Annotated in this window: 13 protein-coding genes; 10 read left to right on the top strand and 3 right to left on the bottom strand. The window is 60.1% G+C overall.

The annotated features are described in order from the left end of the window. The first annotated feature begins 180 nt into the window (after positions 1-180). The 10 genes from LOY36_RS23885 (at position 181) to hisC (ending at position 8131) form a co-directional block, all read left to right on the top strand. On the top strand, positions 181-990 hold the full coding sequence (locus tag LOY36_RS23885) for an ATP-binding cassette domain-containing protein (RefSeq protein ID WP_019647658.1): 810 nt from the start codon (positions 181-183) through the stop codon (positions 988-990). Next, positions 990-1787 (top strand): lipid asymmetry maintenance ABC transporter permease subunit MlaE, encoded by a 798-nt coding sequence (gene mlaE, locus LOY36_RS23880; RefSeq protein WP_026286502.1) that lies wholly within the window; start codon positions 990-992, stop codon positions 1785-1787. The genes LOY36_RS23885 and mlaE overlap by 1 nt, the downstream gene beginning before the upstream one ends. Further along, a complete protein-coding gene (mlaD, locus tag LOY36_RS23875) occupies positions 1787-2254 on the top strand; it encodes an outer membrane lipid asymmetry maintenance protein MlaD (protein ID WP_019647659.1) in 468 nt (155 codons plus the stop codon). Before mlaE ends, mlaD begins: the two co-directional genes overlap by 1 nt. 11 nt (positions 2255-2265) lie before the next feature. Continuing rightward, on the top strand, positions 2266-2919 hold the full coding sequence (locus LOY36_RS23870) for a phospholipid-binding protein MlaC (protein ID WP_019647660.1): 654 nt from the start codon (positions 2266-2268) through the stop codon (positions 2917-2919). Then, positions 2916-3221 (top strand): lipid asymmetry maintenance protein MlaB, encoded by a 306-nt coding sequence (locus tag LOY36_RS23865; RefSeq protein WP_018927197.1) that lies wholly within the window; start codon positions 2916-2918, stop codon positions 3219-3221. Before LOY36_RS23870 ends, LOY36_RS23865 begins: the two co-directional genes overlap by 4 nt. A gap of 114 nt (positions 3222-3335) precedes the next feature. Continuing rightward, positions 3336-3575, top strand: coding sequence for a BolA family protein (locus LOY36_RS23860; protein ID WP_007941258.1), 240 nt, complete (start codon positions 3336-3338; stop codon positions 3573-3575). A 22-nt stretch (positions 3576-3597) separates the two neighbouring features. After that, a complete protein-coding gene (murA, locus tag LOY36_RS23855; protein ID WP_018927195.1) occupies positions 3598-4863 on the top strand; it encodes a UDP-N-acetylglucosamine 1-carboxyvinyltransferase in 1266 nt (421 codons plus the stop codon). Positions 4864-4989: 126 nt separating this feature from the next. Next, positions 4990-5625 carry an ATP phosphoribosyltransferase gene (hisG, locus tag LOY36_RS23850; protein WP_007941260.1) on the top strand — a complete coding sequence of 212 codons (636 nt, stop codon included), beginning with the start codon at positions 4990-4992 and terminating at the stop codon, positions 5623-5625. Positions 5626-5750: 125 nt separating this feature from the next. Further along, complete coding sequence (gene hisD, locus LOY36_RS23845; RefSeq protein ID WP_258671159.1) at positions 5751-7076, top strand: histidinol dehydrogenase; 1326 nt, start codon at positions 5751-5753, stop codon at positions 7074-7076. Positions 7077-7078: 2 nt separating this feature from the next. After that, positions 7079-8131, top strand: a complete 1053-nt coding sequence (gene hisC, locus LOY36_RS23840; protein ID WP_258671158.1) for a histidinol-phosphate transaminase — start codon at positions 7079-7081, stop codon at positions 8129-8131. A gap of 49 nt (positions 8132-8180) precedes the next feature. On the opposite strand, the gene LOY36_RS23835 is transcribed toward hisC, so the two are convergent. From LOY36_RS23835 to algW, 3 genes are all read right to left on the bottom strand, one after another. Beyond that, the gene (locus LOY36_RS23835; RefSeq protein WP_258671157.1) at positions 8181-8909 is read right to left on the bottom strand and encodes a DUF4198 domain-containing protein; all 729 of its coding nucleotides are present in this window, start codon (positions 8907-8909) and stop codon (positions 8181-8183) included. Positions 8910-8923: 14 nt separating this feature from the next. After that, positions 8924-11029 carry a TonB-dependent siderophore receptor gene (locus LOY36_RS23830; protein ID WP_258671156.1) on the bottom strand — a complete coding sequence of 702 codons (2106 nt, stop codon included), beginning with the start codon at positions 11027-11029 and terminating at the stop codon, positions 8924-8926. Between the two features lie 143 nt (positions 11030-11172). Beyond that, the gene (gene algW, locus LOY36_RS23825; RefSeq protein ID WP_258671155.1) at positions 11173-12333 is read right to left on the bottom strand and encodes a Do family serine endopeptidase AlgW; all 1161 of its coding nucleotides are present in this window, start codon (positions 12331-12333) and stop codon (positions 11173-11175) included. Positions 12334-12411: the final 78 nt, after the last annotated feature.

Genomic DNA, 12411 nt, shown 5'->3' with positions numbered 1-12411 from the left:
CGAAACCCTCTAAATAGATGATTTCAGGTGGTCACGTTGCTGAACGTGCCCGGCTTGGGCCTTGGGCGCTTGGCCTTTGCAGTGATATAGTTCGCCGCCAGTTCGGCCTGCCCGGGGAGGTATGTGCTTTCGTCAGAAGGCCAGGCGTCCGAGTGAGAGGCTGCATCGCAAGGAGTTTAGATGAGTGCCGATAACGCCTACGCGGTCGAGCTGAAGGGACTGACCTTCAAGCGCGGTGCGCGCAGCATTTTCAATAACATCGATATCCGCATACCACGCGGCAAGGTCACCGGCATCATGGGGCCTTCCGGGTGTGGCAAGACCACGCTGTTGCGGTTGATGGGGGCCCAATTGCGCCCCACCAGCGGCGAAGTCTGGGTCAATGGCCAGAACCTGCCAACGTTGTCGCGCAGCGATTTGTTCGATGCGCGCAAGCACATGGGCGTGCTGTTTCAGAGCGGCGCGCTGTTTACCGATCTCGATGTATTCGAGAACGTCGCCTTTCCGCTGCGTGTTCATACCACGCTGCCGGAAGAGATGATTCGCGATATTGTCCTGCTCAAATTGCAGGCCGTGGGCTTGCGTGGCGCCATTGACCTGATGCCTGACGAACTGTCCGGCGGCATGAAGCGTCGAGTCGCTCTGGCCCGGGCGATTGCCCTCGATCCGCAGATTCTCATGTATGACGAGCCTTTTGTCGGCCAGGATCCGATCGCCATGGGCGTGCTGGTGCGCCTGATCCGCCTGCTCAACGATGCGCTGGGCATCACCAGCATCGTGGTCTCCCATGATCTGGCCGAGACCGCGAGCATCGCCGACTACATCATTGTGGTGGGCGACGGGCAAGTGTTGGGGCAGGGCACACCCAAGGAATTGATGAATTCGCAGGAACCACGGATTCGCCAGTTCATGACTGGCGAACCCGACGGCCCGGTCGCATACCACTTTCCAGCGACGGATTACCGCGCAGATCTTCTGGGGAAGCGCTGATGCGCAAGATTTCATTAATAGAAAGAGTGCGCCGTTTCGGCCACGCCGGCATCGATGTGCTGGCGGTGTTCGGGCGTTCGGCGCTGTTCCTGTTTCATGCCTTGCTCGGTCGCGGTGGCATCGGCGGCAGTTTTGGCCTGCTGGTCAAGCAACTGCATTCGGTTGGCGTGATGTCCCTGGTGATCATCGTGGTCTCCGGGGTGTTCATCGGCATGGTGCTGGCGCTGCAGGGCTTCAACATCCTGTCCAGCTATGGCTCGGAGCAGGCTGTCGGGCAGATGGTTGCGCTGACGCTGCTGCGTGAACTGGGGCCGGTCGTCACGGCCTTGCTGTTCGCCGGGCGTGCGGGTTCGGCGCTGACCGCCGAAATCGGCAACATGAAGTCCACCGAGCAACTGTCCAGTCTGGAAATGATCGGGGTTGACCCGCTCAAATACATCATTGCCCCGCGCCTGTGGGCCGGCTTCATTTCCCTGCCGGTGCTGGCAATGATTTTCAGCGTGGTGGGTATCTGGGGTGGTTCGTGGGTGGCCGTCGACTGGCTGGGTGTCTATGAAGGTTCCTACTGGTCGAACATGCAAAACAGCGTGACGTTTGTCGACGATGTGCTTAACGGCATTATCAAAAGCATCGTTTTTGCCTTCGTCGTGACCTGGATCGCCGTATTCCAAGGCTATGACTGCGAGCCCACTTCCGAGGGGATCAGTCGTGCCACTACCAAGACCGTGGTGTACGCCTCTTTGGCGGTACTCGGCCTGGACTTTATTCTGACCGCCTTGATGTTTGGAGATTTCTGATGCAAAACCGCACCCTGGAAATCGGTGTCGGCCTTTTCTTGCTGGCTGGCATCCTGGCTTTGCTGTTGCTTGCGTTGCGGGTCAGTGGCCTGTCCCCGAGCCCGAGCACCGACACTTATAAACTTTATGCATATTTCGATAATATCGCCGGTTTGACGGTCAGAGCTAAAGTGACCATGGCTGGTGTGACCATCGGCAAGGTCACGGCGATCGATCTGGATCGCGACAGCTTCACCGGTCGGGTGACCATGCAACTGGAAAAGCGCGTAGATAACCTGCCGACTGACTCCACTGCATCTATCCTGACCGCTGGCCTGTTGGGTGAGAAATACATCGGTATCAGCGTGGGCGGGGAACAAACCCTGCTCAAGGATGGTGGAACCATCCACGACACGCAGTCGTCGCTGGTGCTCGAGGACCTGATTGGTAAATTTCTGCTCAATACCGTTAGCAAAGACGCCAAATGAGGAGCTTTTCAATGATCTCTATCTTGCGACGTGGCCTGTTGATATTGCTCGCGGCCTTGCCGTTGATGGCTAACGCTGTGGCGGCGCAGTCGGCGCACGATCTGGTTCAGGACACCACGACCCGGATGCTCGCCGACCTGTCGGCCAATAAAGAGAAGTACAAGCAGGATCCACAAGACTTTTATACGGCGTTGAATACCATCGTCGGCCCCGTGGTGGATGCCGAGGGCATTTCCAAAAGCATCATGACCGTCAAATACTCGCGCAAAGCAACGCCCGAGCAAATGAAGACGTTTGAAGAAAACTTCAAAAAGGGCCTGTTCCAGTTTTATGGCAACGCATTGCTCGAATACAACAACCAGGGCATCACTGTTGAGCCTGCCAAGGATGAATCGGGAGACCGTACCAGCGTTGGCATGACGGTCAAAGGCAGCAGCGGCGCGATCTATCCTGTGTCTTACACACTCGAAAAGATCAACGGCGAATGGAAGCTGCGTAACGTCATCATCAACGGCATCAATATCGGCAAGCTGTTCCGCGATCAGTTCGCTGATGCGATGCAGCGCAATGGCAACGACCTGGACAAGACCATCAATGGTTGGGCCGGGGAAGTCGCCAAAGCCAAGGAAAACACCGAAAAAGCTGTCGAGAAGAAAGCCCAATGAGTGAGTCGGCCATTCGCATGAGCGAAACCGGCGAGCTGCTGCTCAGCGGTGTGCTGGATTACCGGACCGGCCCGAACTTGCGCAAGCAGGGGCAGGTACTGATCAAATCCAGCAAGGCGCCTGCGCTGGTGGTCGATTGCTCCGCAGTGGAGAAGTCCAGCAGTGTCGGCTTGTCGCTGCTGCTGTGCTTCATGCGCGATGCTCAGGTGGCCGGCAAGGCCGTGAGCATTCGCGCGATGCCCGAAGACATGCGCAAAATCGCTCAGGTCAGTGAGTTGACCGAGCTGTTGGCGCACCCCTGAACCGCATCTATAAAGAAGCCCCCCGTCAGAGTCCTGCTTCGCGGGGTTCGCAGGCGCGGGGCTTTTTTGTATGATGTCCGACCCGCGCGCACAGGGCGCCGATTGAGGTTGAGCATGCAGGCCAACGAAGTGAAGAGCTTTCTTGAAGGAAAGCTGCCCGGAGCTCAGGTAGAAGTTGAGGGCGAAGGCTGCAACTTTCAGCTGAACGTGATTAGCGATGAACTGGCGGCGTTGAGCCCGGTGAAGCGTCAGCAGAGCATCTATGCCCATTTGAACCCGTGGATTGTCGATGGCAGCATCCATGCGGTCACTATGAAATTTTTCAGCAGCGCGGCCTGGGCCGAGCGCACCTGAGCCCAAGGGCGTCGAGATTCTTATGGATAAATTGATTATTACCGGTGGCGCTCGTCTTGATGGCGAGATCCGCATTTCCGGGGCAAAGAACTCTGCCCTGCCGATCCTGGCTGCCACCTTGCTGTGCGATGGCCCGGTGACCGTGGCCAACCTGCCGCACCTGCACGACATCACCACCATGATCGAGCTGTTCGGTCGCATGGGCATTGAACCTGTGATCGACGAGAAACTCAGCGTCGAAATCGACCCACGCACCATCAAGACCTTGATCGCGCCGTACGAACTGGTTAAAACCATGCGCGCCTCGATCCTGGTGCTGGGCCCGATGGTTGCCCGTTTCGGTGAAGCCGAAGTTGCACTGCCTGGCGGTTGCGCCATCGGTTCGCGTCCGGTTGACCTGCACATCCGTGGTCTTGAAGCCATGGGCGCGGTCATCGACGTCGAAGGCGGCTACATCAAGGCCAAGGCCCCTGAAGGCGGCCTGCGCGGTGCGCACTTCTTCTTCGACACCGTCAGCGTGACCGGTACCGAGAACATCATGATGGCGGCCGCTCTGGCCAAGGGCCGCAGCGTTCTGGCCAACGCCGCTCGCGAGCCTGAAGTCGTCGACCTGGCGAACTTCCTGAACGCCATGGGCGCGAAGGTTTCCGGCGCCGGCACCGACACCATCACCATCGATGGCGTCGAGCGTCTGCACACGACCACTTACAAAGTGATGCCTGACCGTATCGAGACCGGCACCTATCTGGTGGCGGCAGCGGTCACCGGCGGGCGTGTGAAGGTCAAGGACACCGATCCGACCATCCTCGAAGCTGTTCTGGAAAAACTTCGTGAATCCGGCGCCGAAATCACCACCGGTGAAGACTGGATCGAGCTGAACATGCACGGCAAGCGGCCGAAAGCCGTCAACGTGCGGACCGCTCCTTACCCGGCGTTCCCGACCGACATGCAGGCGCAGTTCATCTCCCTCAACGCCATTGCCGAAGGCACCGGTGCGGTGATCGAGACGATCTTCGAAAACCGTTTCATGCACGTTTACGAACTGCACCGCATGGGCGCGCATATCCAGGTCGAGGGCAACACCGCCATCGTCACCGGCATCGAAAAGCTCAAGGGCGCGCCAGTCATGGCCACCGACCTGCGTGCTTCGGCCAGCCTGGTGATCTCGGCGCTGATCGCCGAAGGCGATACCCTGATCGACCGCATCTACCACATCGACCGTGGTTACGAGTGCATCGAAGAGAAACTGCAGATGCTCGGCGCCAAGATCCGCCGCGTACCGGGCTAGTTTCTGCTGCATGGGCGCAGGGACGTGCCCGTTGATTTGTTGAAGTCGAGTCTGTTTCAGGCTCGATGTGTGTCCGGCGCCATTTGCGTCCGGGCATGAGTACCTTGATAAGGACTGACGTTTCCCATGTTGACTATCGCACTGTCCAAGGGCCGCATCCTTGACGACACCTTGCCGCTTCTGGCTGAAGCGGGCATCGTGCCGACCGAGAATCCGGACAAGAGCCGCAAGCTGATCATCCCCACGACCCAGGCCGATGTGCGCTTGCTGATCGTGCGTGCCACCGATGTGCCGACCTATGTCGAGCATGGTGCCGCCGACCTGGGCGTCGCCGGTAAAGACGTGCTGATGGAATACGGCGGCCAGGGTCTGTACGAGCCACTGGACCTGCAAATCGCCCAGTGCAAACTGATGACGGCCGGTAAAGTCGGCGCAGTCGAGCCCAAGGGCCGTCTGCGCATTGCCACCAAGTTCGTCAACGTCGCCAAGCGCTACTATGCCGAACAGGGTCGTCAGGTCGACATCATCAAGCTCTACGGCTCGATGGAACTGGCGCCGCTGATCGGTCTGGCGGACAAGATCATCGACGTGGTCGACACCGGTAACACGCTCCGGGCCAATGGCCTGGAACCACAGGATTTCATCGCTGCCATCAGCTCCCGTCTGATCGTCAACAAGGCGTCGATGAAAATGCAGCATGCCCGTATCCAGGCGTTGATCGACACCCTGCGCAAGGCAGTGGAGTCTCGACACCGCGGCTGATTCACCTGCGCGACCTTGAGTCGCGCCCGTCTATCCGCCTCATAGCCAGAATTCTCGGGTGCCCAAGCGGATCAACGGCTAGCTTAGGGCGCCCGAGTTTTTGCCATTCCTATGAGGCTCTCGCTATGACCGCACCGACTGCAATTCGCCGACTCAACGCTGCTGACCCGGATTTCGCACATCATCTGGATCATCTGCTGAGCTGGGAAAGTGTGTCTGACGACTCGGTCAATCAGCGGGTGCTGGATATCATCAAGGCCGTGCGTGATCGCGGCGATGCGGCGGTGGTCGAGTTCACCCAGAAGTTCGACGGCCTGCAAGTGGCGTCCATGGCGGACTTGATTCTGCCGCGTGAACGCCTGGAACTGGCATTGACCCGCATCACCGTGCCTCAGCGCGAAGCCCTGGAAAAAGCCGCGACCCGTGTGCGCAGCTACCACGAAAAGCAGAAACAGGACTCCTGGAGCTACACCGAAGCCGATGGCACGGTGCTGGGCCAGAAGGTCACGCCACTGGATCGCGCCGGTCTGTACGTGCCGGGCGGCAAGGCGTCCTACCCGTCCTCGGTGCTGATGAACGCGATTCCGGCCAAGGTGGCGGGCGTGACCGAAGTGGTCATGGTCGTGCCGACTCCGCGCGGTGAAGTCAACGAACTGGTGCTGGCCGCAGCCTGCATCGCCGGCGTCGACCGGGTGTTCACCATCGGCGGCGCCCAGGCGGTTGCGGCGCTGGCTTACGGCACCGAAAGCGTGCCGAAGGTCGACAAAGTGGTTGGCCCGGGCAACATCTATGTCGCCACCGCCAAGCGCCACGTGTTCGGCCAGGTCGGCATCGACATGATCGCTGGCCCGTCGGAGATTCTGGTGGTGTGCGACGGTCAGACCGATCCGGACTGGATCGCCATGGACCTGTTCTCCCAGGCCGAGCACGACGAAGATGCCCAGGCGATTCTGGTCAGCCCGGACGCCGAGTTCCTCGACAAGGTCGCGGCAAGCATCGCCAAACTGCTGCCAACCATGGAACGCGCCGAGATCATCGAAACCTCGATCAATGGCCGTGGTGCGCTGATCAAGGTTCGCGACATGGAACAGGCCATCGAAGTGGCCAACCGCATTGCCCCGGAGCACCTGGAGCTGTCGGTCGCCGATCCGCAGGCCTGGCTGCCGCAGATCCGTCACGCCGGCGCGATCTTCATGGGCCGCCACACTTCCGAGGCCCTGGGCGACTACTGCGCAGGTCCGAACCACGTATTGCCGACCTCCGGCACTGCGCGCTTCTCCTCGCCGCTGGGTGTTTACGACTTCCAGAAACGTTCGTCGATCATCTTCTGCTCCGAGCAGGGTGCCTCCGAACTGGGCAAGACCGCCTCCGTACTGGCCCGTGGCGAATCGCTGAGCGCTCACGCCCGCAGTGCTGAATACCGCATTCTTGATGACAAGCAGGGGAACTGAGCATGAGTAAATTCTGGAGCCCGTTCGTCAAGAATCTGGTGCCTTATGTGCCGGGCGAACAGCCGAAACTGGCAAAGCTGGTGAAGCTCAACACCAACGAAAACCCGTACGGTCCATCGCCAAAAGCCCTGGCGGCGATGCAGACCGAACTGAACGACAACCTGCGTCTGTACCCGGACCCGAACAGCGACCTGCTCAAGCAAGCTGTTGCCAAGTACTACGGCGTGCAGGGCAATCAGGTGTTCCTCGGTAACGGTTCCGATGAAGTCCTGGCGCACATCTTTCACGGTTTGCTGCAGCACGATAAACCGCTGCTGTTCCCGGACATCAGCTACAGCTTCTACCCGGTTTACTGCGGGTTGTATGGCATCAAGTTCGATGCGGTTGCGCTGGACGAGCAGTTCCAGATCAACCCGGCGGACTATGCCAAGCCGAACGGCGGGATCATCTTCCCGAACCCGAATGCGCCGACCGGTTGCCTGTTGGCGCTGGACGCTGTTGAGCGAATCCTCAAGGCCAGCCCGGATTCGGTGGTCGTGGTGGATGAGGCTTACATCGACTTCGGCGGTGAAACGGCGATCACGCTGGTGGACCGTTATCCGAACCTGTTGGTGACGCAGACCCTGTCCAAATCCCGTTCCCTGGCCGGCCTGCGGGTTGGCCTGGCCGTGGGGCACCCGGACCTGATCGAGGCACTGGAGCGGATCAAGAACAGCTTCAACTCCTACCCGCTGGATCGCCTGGCGATTGTGGGGGCTGCGGCGGCGTTCGAAGATCGCGAGTATTTCGACAAGACTTGCCGGTTGGTCATCGAGAGTCGCGAGCAAGTGGTCGCGCAACTGGAGGCGAAGGGGTTTGAAGTGTTGCCGTCGGCGGCGAACTTCATTTTCGCCCGTCACCCGAAGCACGATGCGGCGGGGCTGGCGGCGAAGTTGCGTGAGCAGGGCGTGATCGTTCGGCACTTCAAGCAGGAGCGGATTGCCCAGTTCCTGCGGATTTCCATCGGCGCGCCGGAGCAGAATCAGGCACTGATCGACGGCCTCGGCGATCTCTAAACTGATCCAGTAGGAGCGAGCAACGCTCGCTCCTACTGGGTTTGGTGTGTTACTCGTGATGCGGTTCGCCGAGGAACGTCAACGAGCTGAAGAGCCCACGCGTCGCCACATCAGCATTGTCCTTTAGCGGGATTTCCACCTGCGCCGCAATCACATTCAACCCTTCATTACGCACCAATACTTGCGCCCGGCCATCTGCGTCGGTCTCGGTGCTCAAGGTATCCGGCGCGCTGCGATAGTCGCCCACCAACTTCACACCCGCCGCTGGTTTGCCATCGAGTAGCACTCGAACCGGCAACGATTTCCCCGGCCCGACGGTCAGCGGATCAACCTCCGGCAGAATCAGCAGTTTTATCTGATCGAGCTTCGGCAGCTTCGCCCCCGGCTGGTAAATCGCCAGGCTGTATTTGAAGGTCTGGGTCGACTCGATCGCCCCAGGCACTTTGCTGCGTCCTTCGTTGATCCATTTTTTATCGGCGGTCTGCGACCACATGCCATTGTTCAGCGCCACGGCCATCACCGCCGGCGATTTCAACGGTTGCAGGCGGGCGTGGTCGGCCAGGCGTAGCACGCTCACCGGGATCATTTTGCCGCTGGCGTCATAGGCCCAGGCGCCGCTGATTTTCTGCGCCTTGAAGGCGTTGTCTTCGGCGCCGTGGCCGTAGATGACTTCGATGTTGCCGCGACGTTGTTCGGTCCACAGGCCGTGGGCCGAGACGTGAGAGGCGAACATCGCGCCGAACAGACCCAGCAGAACCAGTGATTTAGCGTGTTGCATGGTGATTTTTCCCTTTACAGATTGAGTGTCAGGCTGACAGTGAAATTGCGCGGCTCGCCGGGGTTGACCCAGTAGTTGCTGTAGGAGCGCTCGAAGTATTTCTCGTCGAAAAGGTTGTTCAGGTTCAGGCCCACGGTGACGTTTTCGCTGGCCTTGTAATGGGCCAGCAGGTCGACGGTGTGGTAGGCGGGCAGTTCGAAATCGCTGCCGGCTTCACCCGAGCGATCACCGACATAGGTGAACGCGGCGCCGAGGTCCGAGCCGCGCAGATGGCCATCCTGAAACTCATAAACCCCCAGCAAACTGCCGCTGCGTTTGGCTACGCCGAGAATTCGGCTGCCGGTGGGAGTCACCTTGTCGCCTTGGGTGACTTCGGCATCGATGTAAGCAAAGGCACCAATCACTCTCACGGCGTCGGTGACTTGCCCGGTGACTTGCAGGTCGACACCCTGACTGCGGGCCTTGCCCATGGCCCGGCTGGAGTCGGTGCTCGGGTCGAGGGCCAGGACGTTTTCCTTGTCGATATGAAAGGCGGCGAGGGTGCTGCTCAAGCGATCGTCAAACAGCTCGCTCTTGATCCCGACTTCGTAGCCGACACCTTCTTCCGGGTCGAAGGACTTACCGGCAGCGTCCAGGCCATTGTTCGGTTTGAACGAAGTGGAGGCGTTGGCGAACAGTCCCACTTCGGGCGTCAGTTGGTAGAGCAGGCCAGCCCGTTGAGTCAGCGCGTCGTGGCGCTGGTGGCTGGTCGTGCCGCGGCTGTGATCGTCGATGCGCTGTTCGAAATGTTCGAAGCGCACACCGAGCATGCCGCGCAGTTTGTCGGTGAAGACGATCTGGTCCTGCAGGTTCAGCGCCTGGCTTTCGACGTGCTCGAAGAAGTCGGTCCCGGAGCGCGCACCATCGGGTTTCGGCTGGCCGTAGATCGGCCGATAGATATCGATGGCGTAGGGGCCGCCGGCAATGGTCGTGACCCGTTCGTTCTTGCGGAAGTTTTCGTACTCGCTGCCGATCAGCAGTTCGTGTTGCCAACTGCCGATGTCGAACAGGCCGCGCAGTTCGAGTTGGGTGATGCTGTCGTGCCAGTTGGTGTCGCGCTCGCGGTAGCGACGGTTGATGGTATGGCCGTCGGCGTTCAATGGCCGATTTTCGGAGGCGAAGCCCCAGAGCTTGCCTTCCTTGTAATGGCTGGCCAGGCGCAGTTTCCAGCGGTCGTTGAGTTGGTGTTCGAGGGTGGCTTGCAGCAGGTTGTTGTGGTTGTCGATGTTGCCGTCGTTGGGTTCGCCGAGGAAGGTCGAGCGGGAGACGCCGCTCCACTTATTGTTCGGCGCGACGACGCCGCGATCGAATGTCGAACTGTGGCGGACCAACTCGCTCTCCACCAACAGGCTGGTGTCCGGATTCAGCTGCCAGCTGAACGACGGAGCAACGAACACACGCTGGCTGTCGACGTGATCGCGAAAGCTGTGGTTGTCCTCGACGGCCAGGTTCACCCGGGACAGAACGTTGCCGGCATCATCCAGCGGCGTGTTGACGTCCACGGCGGTGCGATAACGATCCCAGCTGCCGGCGCTGGTCTGCAGGGTGGTGAAGGCTTCGGGCTGGGGTTTCTTGGTGACAATGTTCACCGTGCCGCCCGGATCGCCACGCCCATAGAGGCTGGCGGCCGGGCCTTTGAGCACTTCGATGCGTTCGATGTTGGCCACGTCCGGCGTGCTCGGATAGCCGCGGTTGGCGCTGAAACCGTCCTTGTAGAACTCCGAGGTGGTGAAGCCGCGCACGCTGTATTCGTAAAGCGTCAGGCCGCCAAAGTTGTTCTGCTTCGACACCCCGCCGGCAAAATCCAGGGCGCGCTCGACGCTGGTGCTGCCCAAATCCTTGAGCACACTGACAGGAATCACGCTGATCGATTGCGGGATGTCGCGAAGGGCGGTGTCGGTTTTGGTCGCGCTGGAAGAACGTGTCGCGCGATAGCCCTTGACCGAGCCGGTGGGGGATTCGTAGTCGGAGGTGACGCTGATGGCGTCCAGTTCAACGGTTTGGGGTTCTTCGGCGAAGACCGGATCTCCCAGCAGACCGAGGGCCAGGCCTGCGAGGGAAGCCATTGTTCGAGACGACATGTTATGTTGTTCCAATAGTGATATTGAAACAATATAACATGCCTAATGAGAATGTCTGCCGTTAACGGCTTTGGAGCGGTGGAGCTTTCGAGGGCGTAAAAGATCGTCCGAACGCGGCCCGAACCTTCGGCAGCTCCTACGGCTTACTGTTCTTCTTTTTCCTGGACCGGTGCCGGTGGCGGACGCAGACCGATTTCTGCGGTGAGCTTGAGCTCTTTGCCGTTGCGCATGACCTGGATCGTGACCTTGTCGGTTGGCTTGATGCGCGCCACCTGGTTCATTGACTTGCGACCATCGCCAGCCGGTTCACCATCGATGCTGAGGATCACGTCGCCCAGTTGCAGGCCGGCCTTCTGCGCTGGGCCGTCACGGAAAATCCCCGCGACCACAATGCCCGGGCGTCCCGACAGGCCAAACGACTCCGCCAGTTCCTGACTCAACGGTTGCACTTCGATGCCGAGCCAGCCGCGAATCACCTGGCCGTGTTCGATGATCGACTTCATCACTTCCATCGCCAGTTTGACCGGGATCGCGAAGCCGATGCCTTGCGAGCCGCCGGACTTGGAGAAGATCGCCGTGTTGATGCCGGTCAGGTTGCCGTTGGCGTCCACCAGCGCACCACCGGAGTTGCCGGGGTTGATCGCGGCGTCGGTCTGGATGAAGTCTTCGTAGTTGTTCAGGCCCAACTGATTGCGCCCGGTGGCACTGATGATCCCCATGGTCACGGTCTGGCCGACGCCGAACGGGTTGCCGATGGCCAGGGCCACGTCGCCGATGCGCAGGTTGTCGGAACGGCCGACGGTGATCGACGGCAGGTTTTTCAGGTCGATCTTCAATACCGCGAGGTCGGTTTCCGGGTCGCTGCCGATGACCCGGGCCAGGGTTTCACGACCATCCTTGAGCGCCACCACGATCTGGTCGGCACCGCTGGTCACGTGGTTGTTGGTCAGCAGGTAACCTTCCGGGCTCATGATCACGCCCGAACCGAGGCTCGACTCCATGCGCTTCTGCTTGGGCGAGTTGTCGCCGAAGAAGCGGCGGAACTGCGGGTCTTCAAACAGCGGATGGCTCGGTTTGTTGACCACTTTGGTGGTGTAAAGGTTGACCACCGACGGCGCAGCCGTGGTCACCGCATCGGCATAGGACACCGGGCCCTGCTGCACACCAAGGGTTTGCGGGGCTTGTTGCAGATTGACGTCGAGGCTTGGCAGCCCGACCCACTGCGGGTAACGCTGAATAATCAGTAGAGCGACAAGCACGCCGGCCAACAGCGGCCAGCCGGAAAAACGCAGCGCCTTGAGCATTAAGCACGTCCTGAGAGGTTGCAGGCGGTATGAGACCGCCCATAATGTCGCGCATTATACGAGGCCGCGCGCGCCTCT

The sequence above is a fragment of the Pseudomonas sp. B21-019 genome (assembly GCF_024749225.1).
Classification (GTDB): Bacteria; Pseudomonadota; Gammaproteobacteria; order Pseudomonadales; family Pseudomonadaceae; genus Aquipseudomonas.
This window is presented reverse-complemented; position numbering and strand designations above follow the sequence as displayed.

Coding starts and splice junctions, on each gene's coding strand:
- LOY36_RS23885 (WP_019647658.1), top strand. CDS start 181: ATGAGTGCCGATAACGCCTACGCGGTCGAGCTGAAGGGACTGACCTTC.
- mlaE (WP_026286502.1), top strand. CDS start 990: ATGCGCAAGATTTCATTAATAGAAAGAGTGCGCCGTTTCGGCCACGCC.
- mlaD (WP_019647659.1), top strand. CDS start 1,787: ATGCAAAACCGCACCCTGGAAATCGGTGTCGGCCTTTTCTTGCTGGCT.
- LOY36_RS23870 (WP_019647660.1), top strand. CDS start 2,266: ATGATCTCTATCTTGCGACGTGGCCTGTTGATATTGCTCGCGGCCTTG.
- LOY36_RS23865 (WP_018927197.1), top strand. CDS start 2,916: ATGAGTGAGTCGGCCATTCGCATGAGCGAAACCGGCGAGCTGCTGCTC.
- LOY36_RS23860 (WP_007941258.1), top strand. CDS start 3,336: ATGCAGGCCAACGAAGTGAAGAGCTTTCTTGAAGGAAAGCTGCCCGGA.
- murA (WP_018927195.1), top strand. CDS start 3,598: ATGGATAAATTGATTATTACCGGTGGCGCTCGTCTTGATGGCGAGATC.
- hisG (WP_007941260.1), top strand. CDS start 4,990: ATGTTGACTATCGCACTGTCCAAGGGCCGCATCCTTGACGACACCTTG.
- hisD (WP_258671159.1), top strand. CDS start 5,751: ATGACCGCACCGACTGCAATTCGCCGACTCAACGCTGCTGACCCGGAT.
- hisC (WP_258671158.1), top strand. CDS start 7,079: ATGAGTAAATTCTGGAGCCCGTTCGTCAAGAATCTGGTGCCTTATGTG.
- LOY36_RS23835 (WP_258671157.1), bottom strand. CDS start 8,909: ATGCAACACGCTAAATCACTGGTTCTGCTGGGTCTGTTCGGCGCGATG.
- LOY36_RS23830 (WP_258671156.1), bottom strand. CDS start 11,029: ATGTCGTCTCGAACAATGGCTTCCCTCGCAGGCCTGGCCCTCGGTCTG.
- algW (WP_258671155.1), bottom strand. CDS start 12,333: ATGCTCAAGGCGCTGCGTTTTTCCGGCTGGCCGCTGTTGGCCGGCGTG.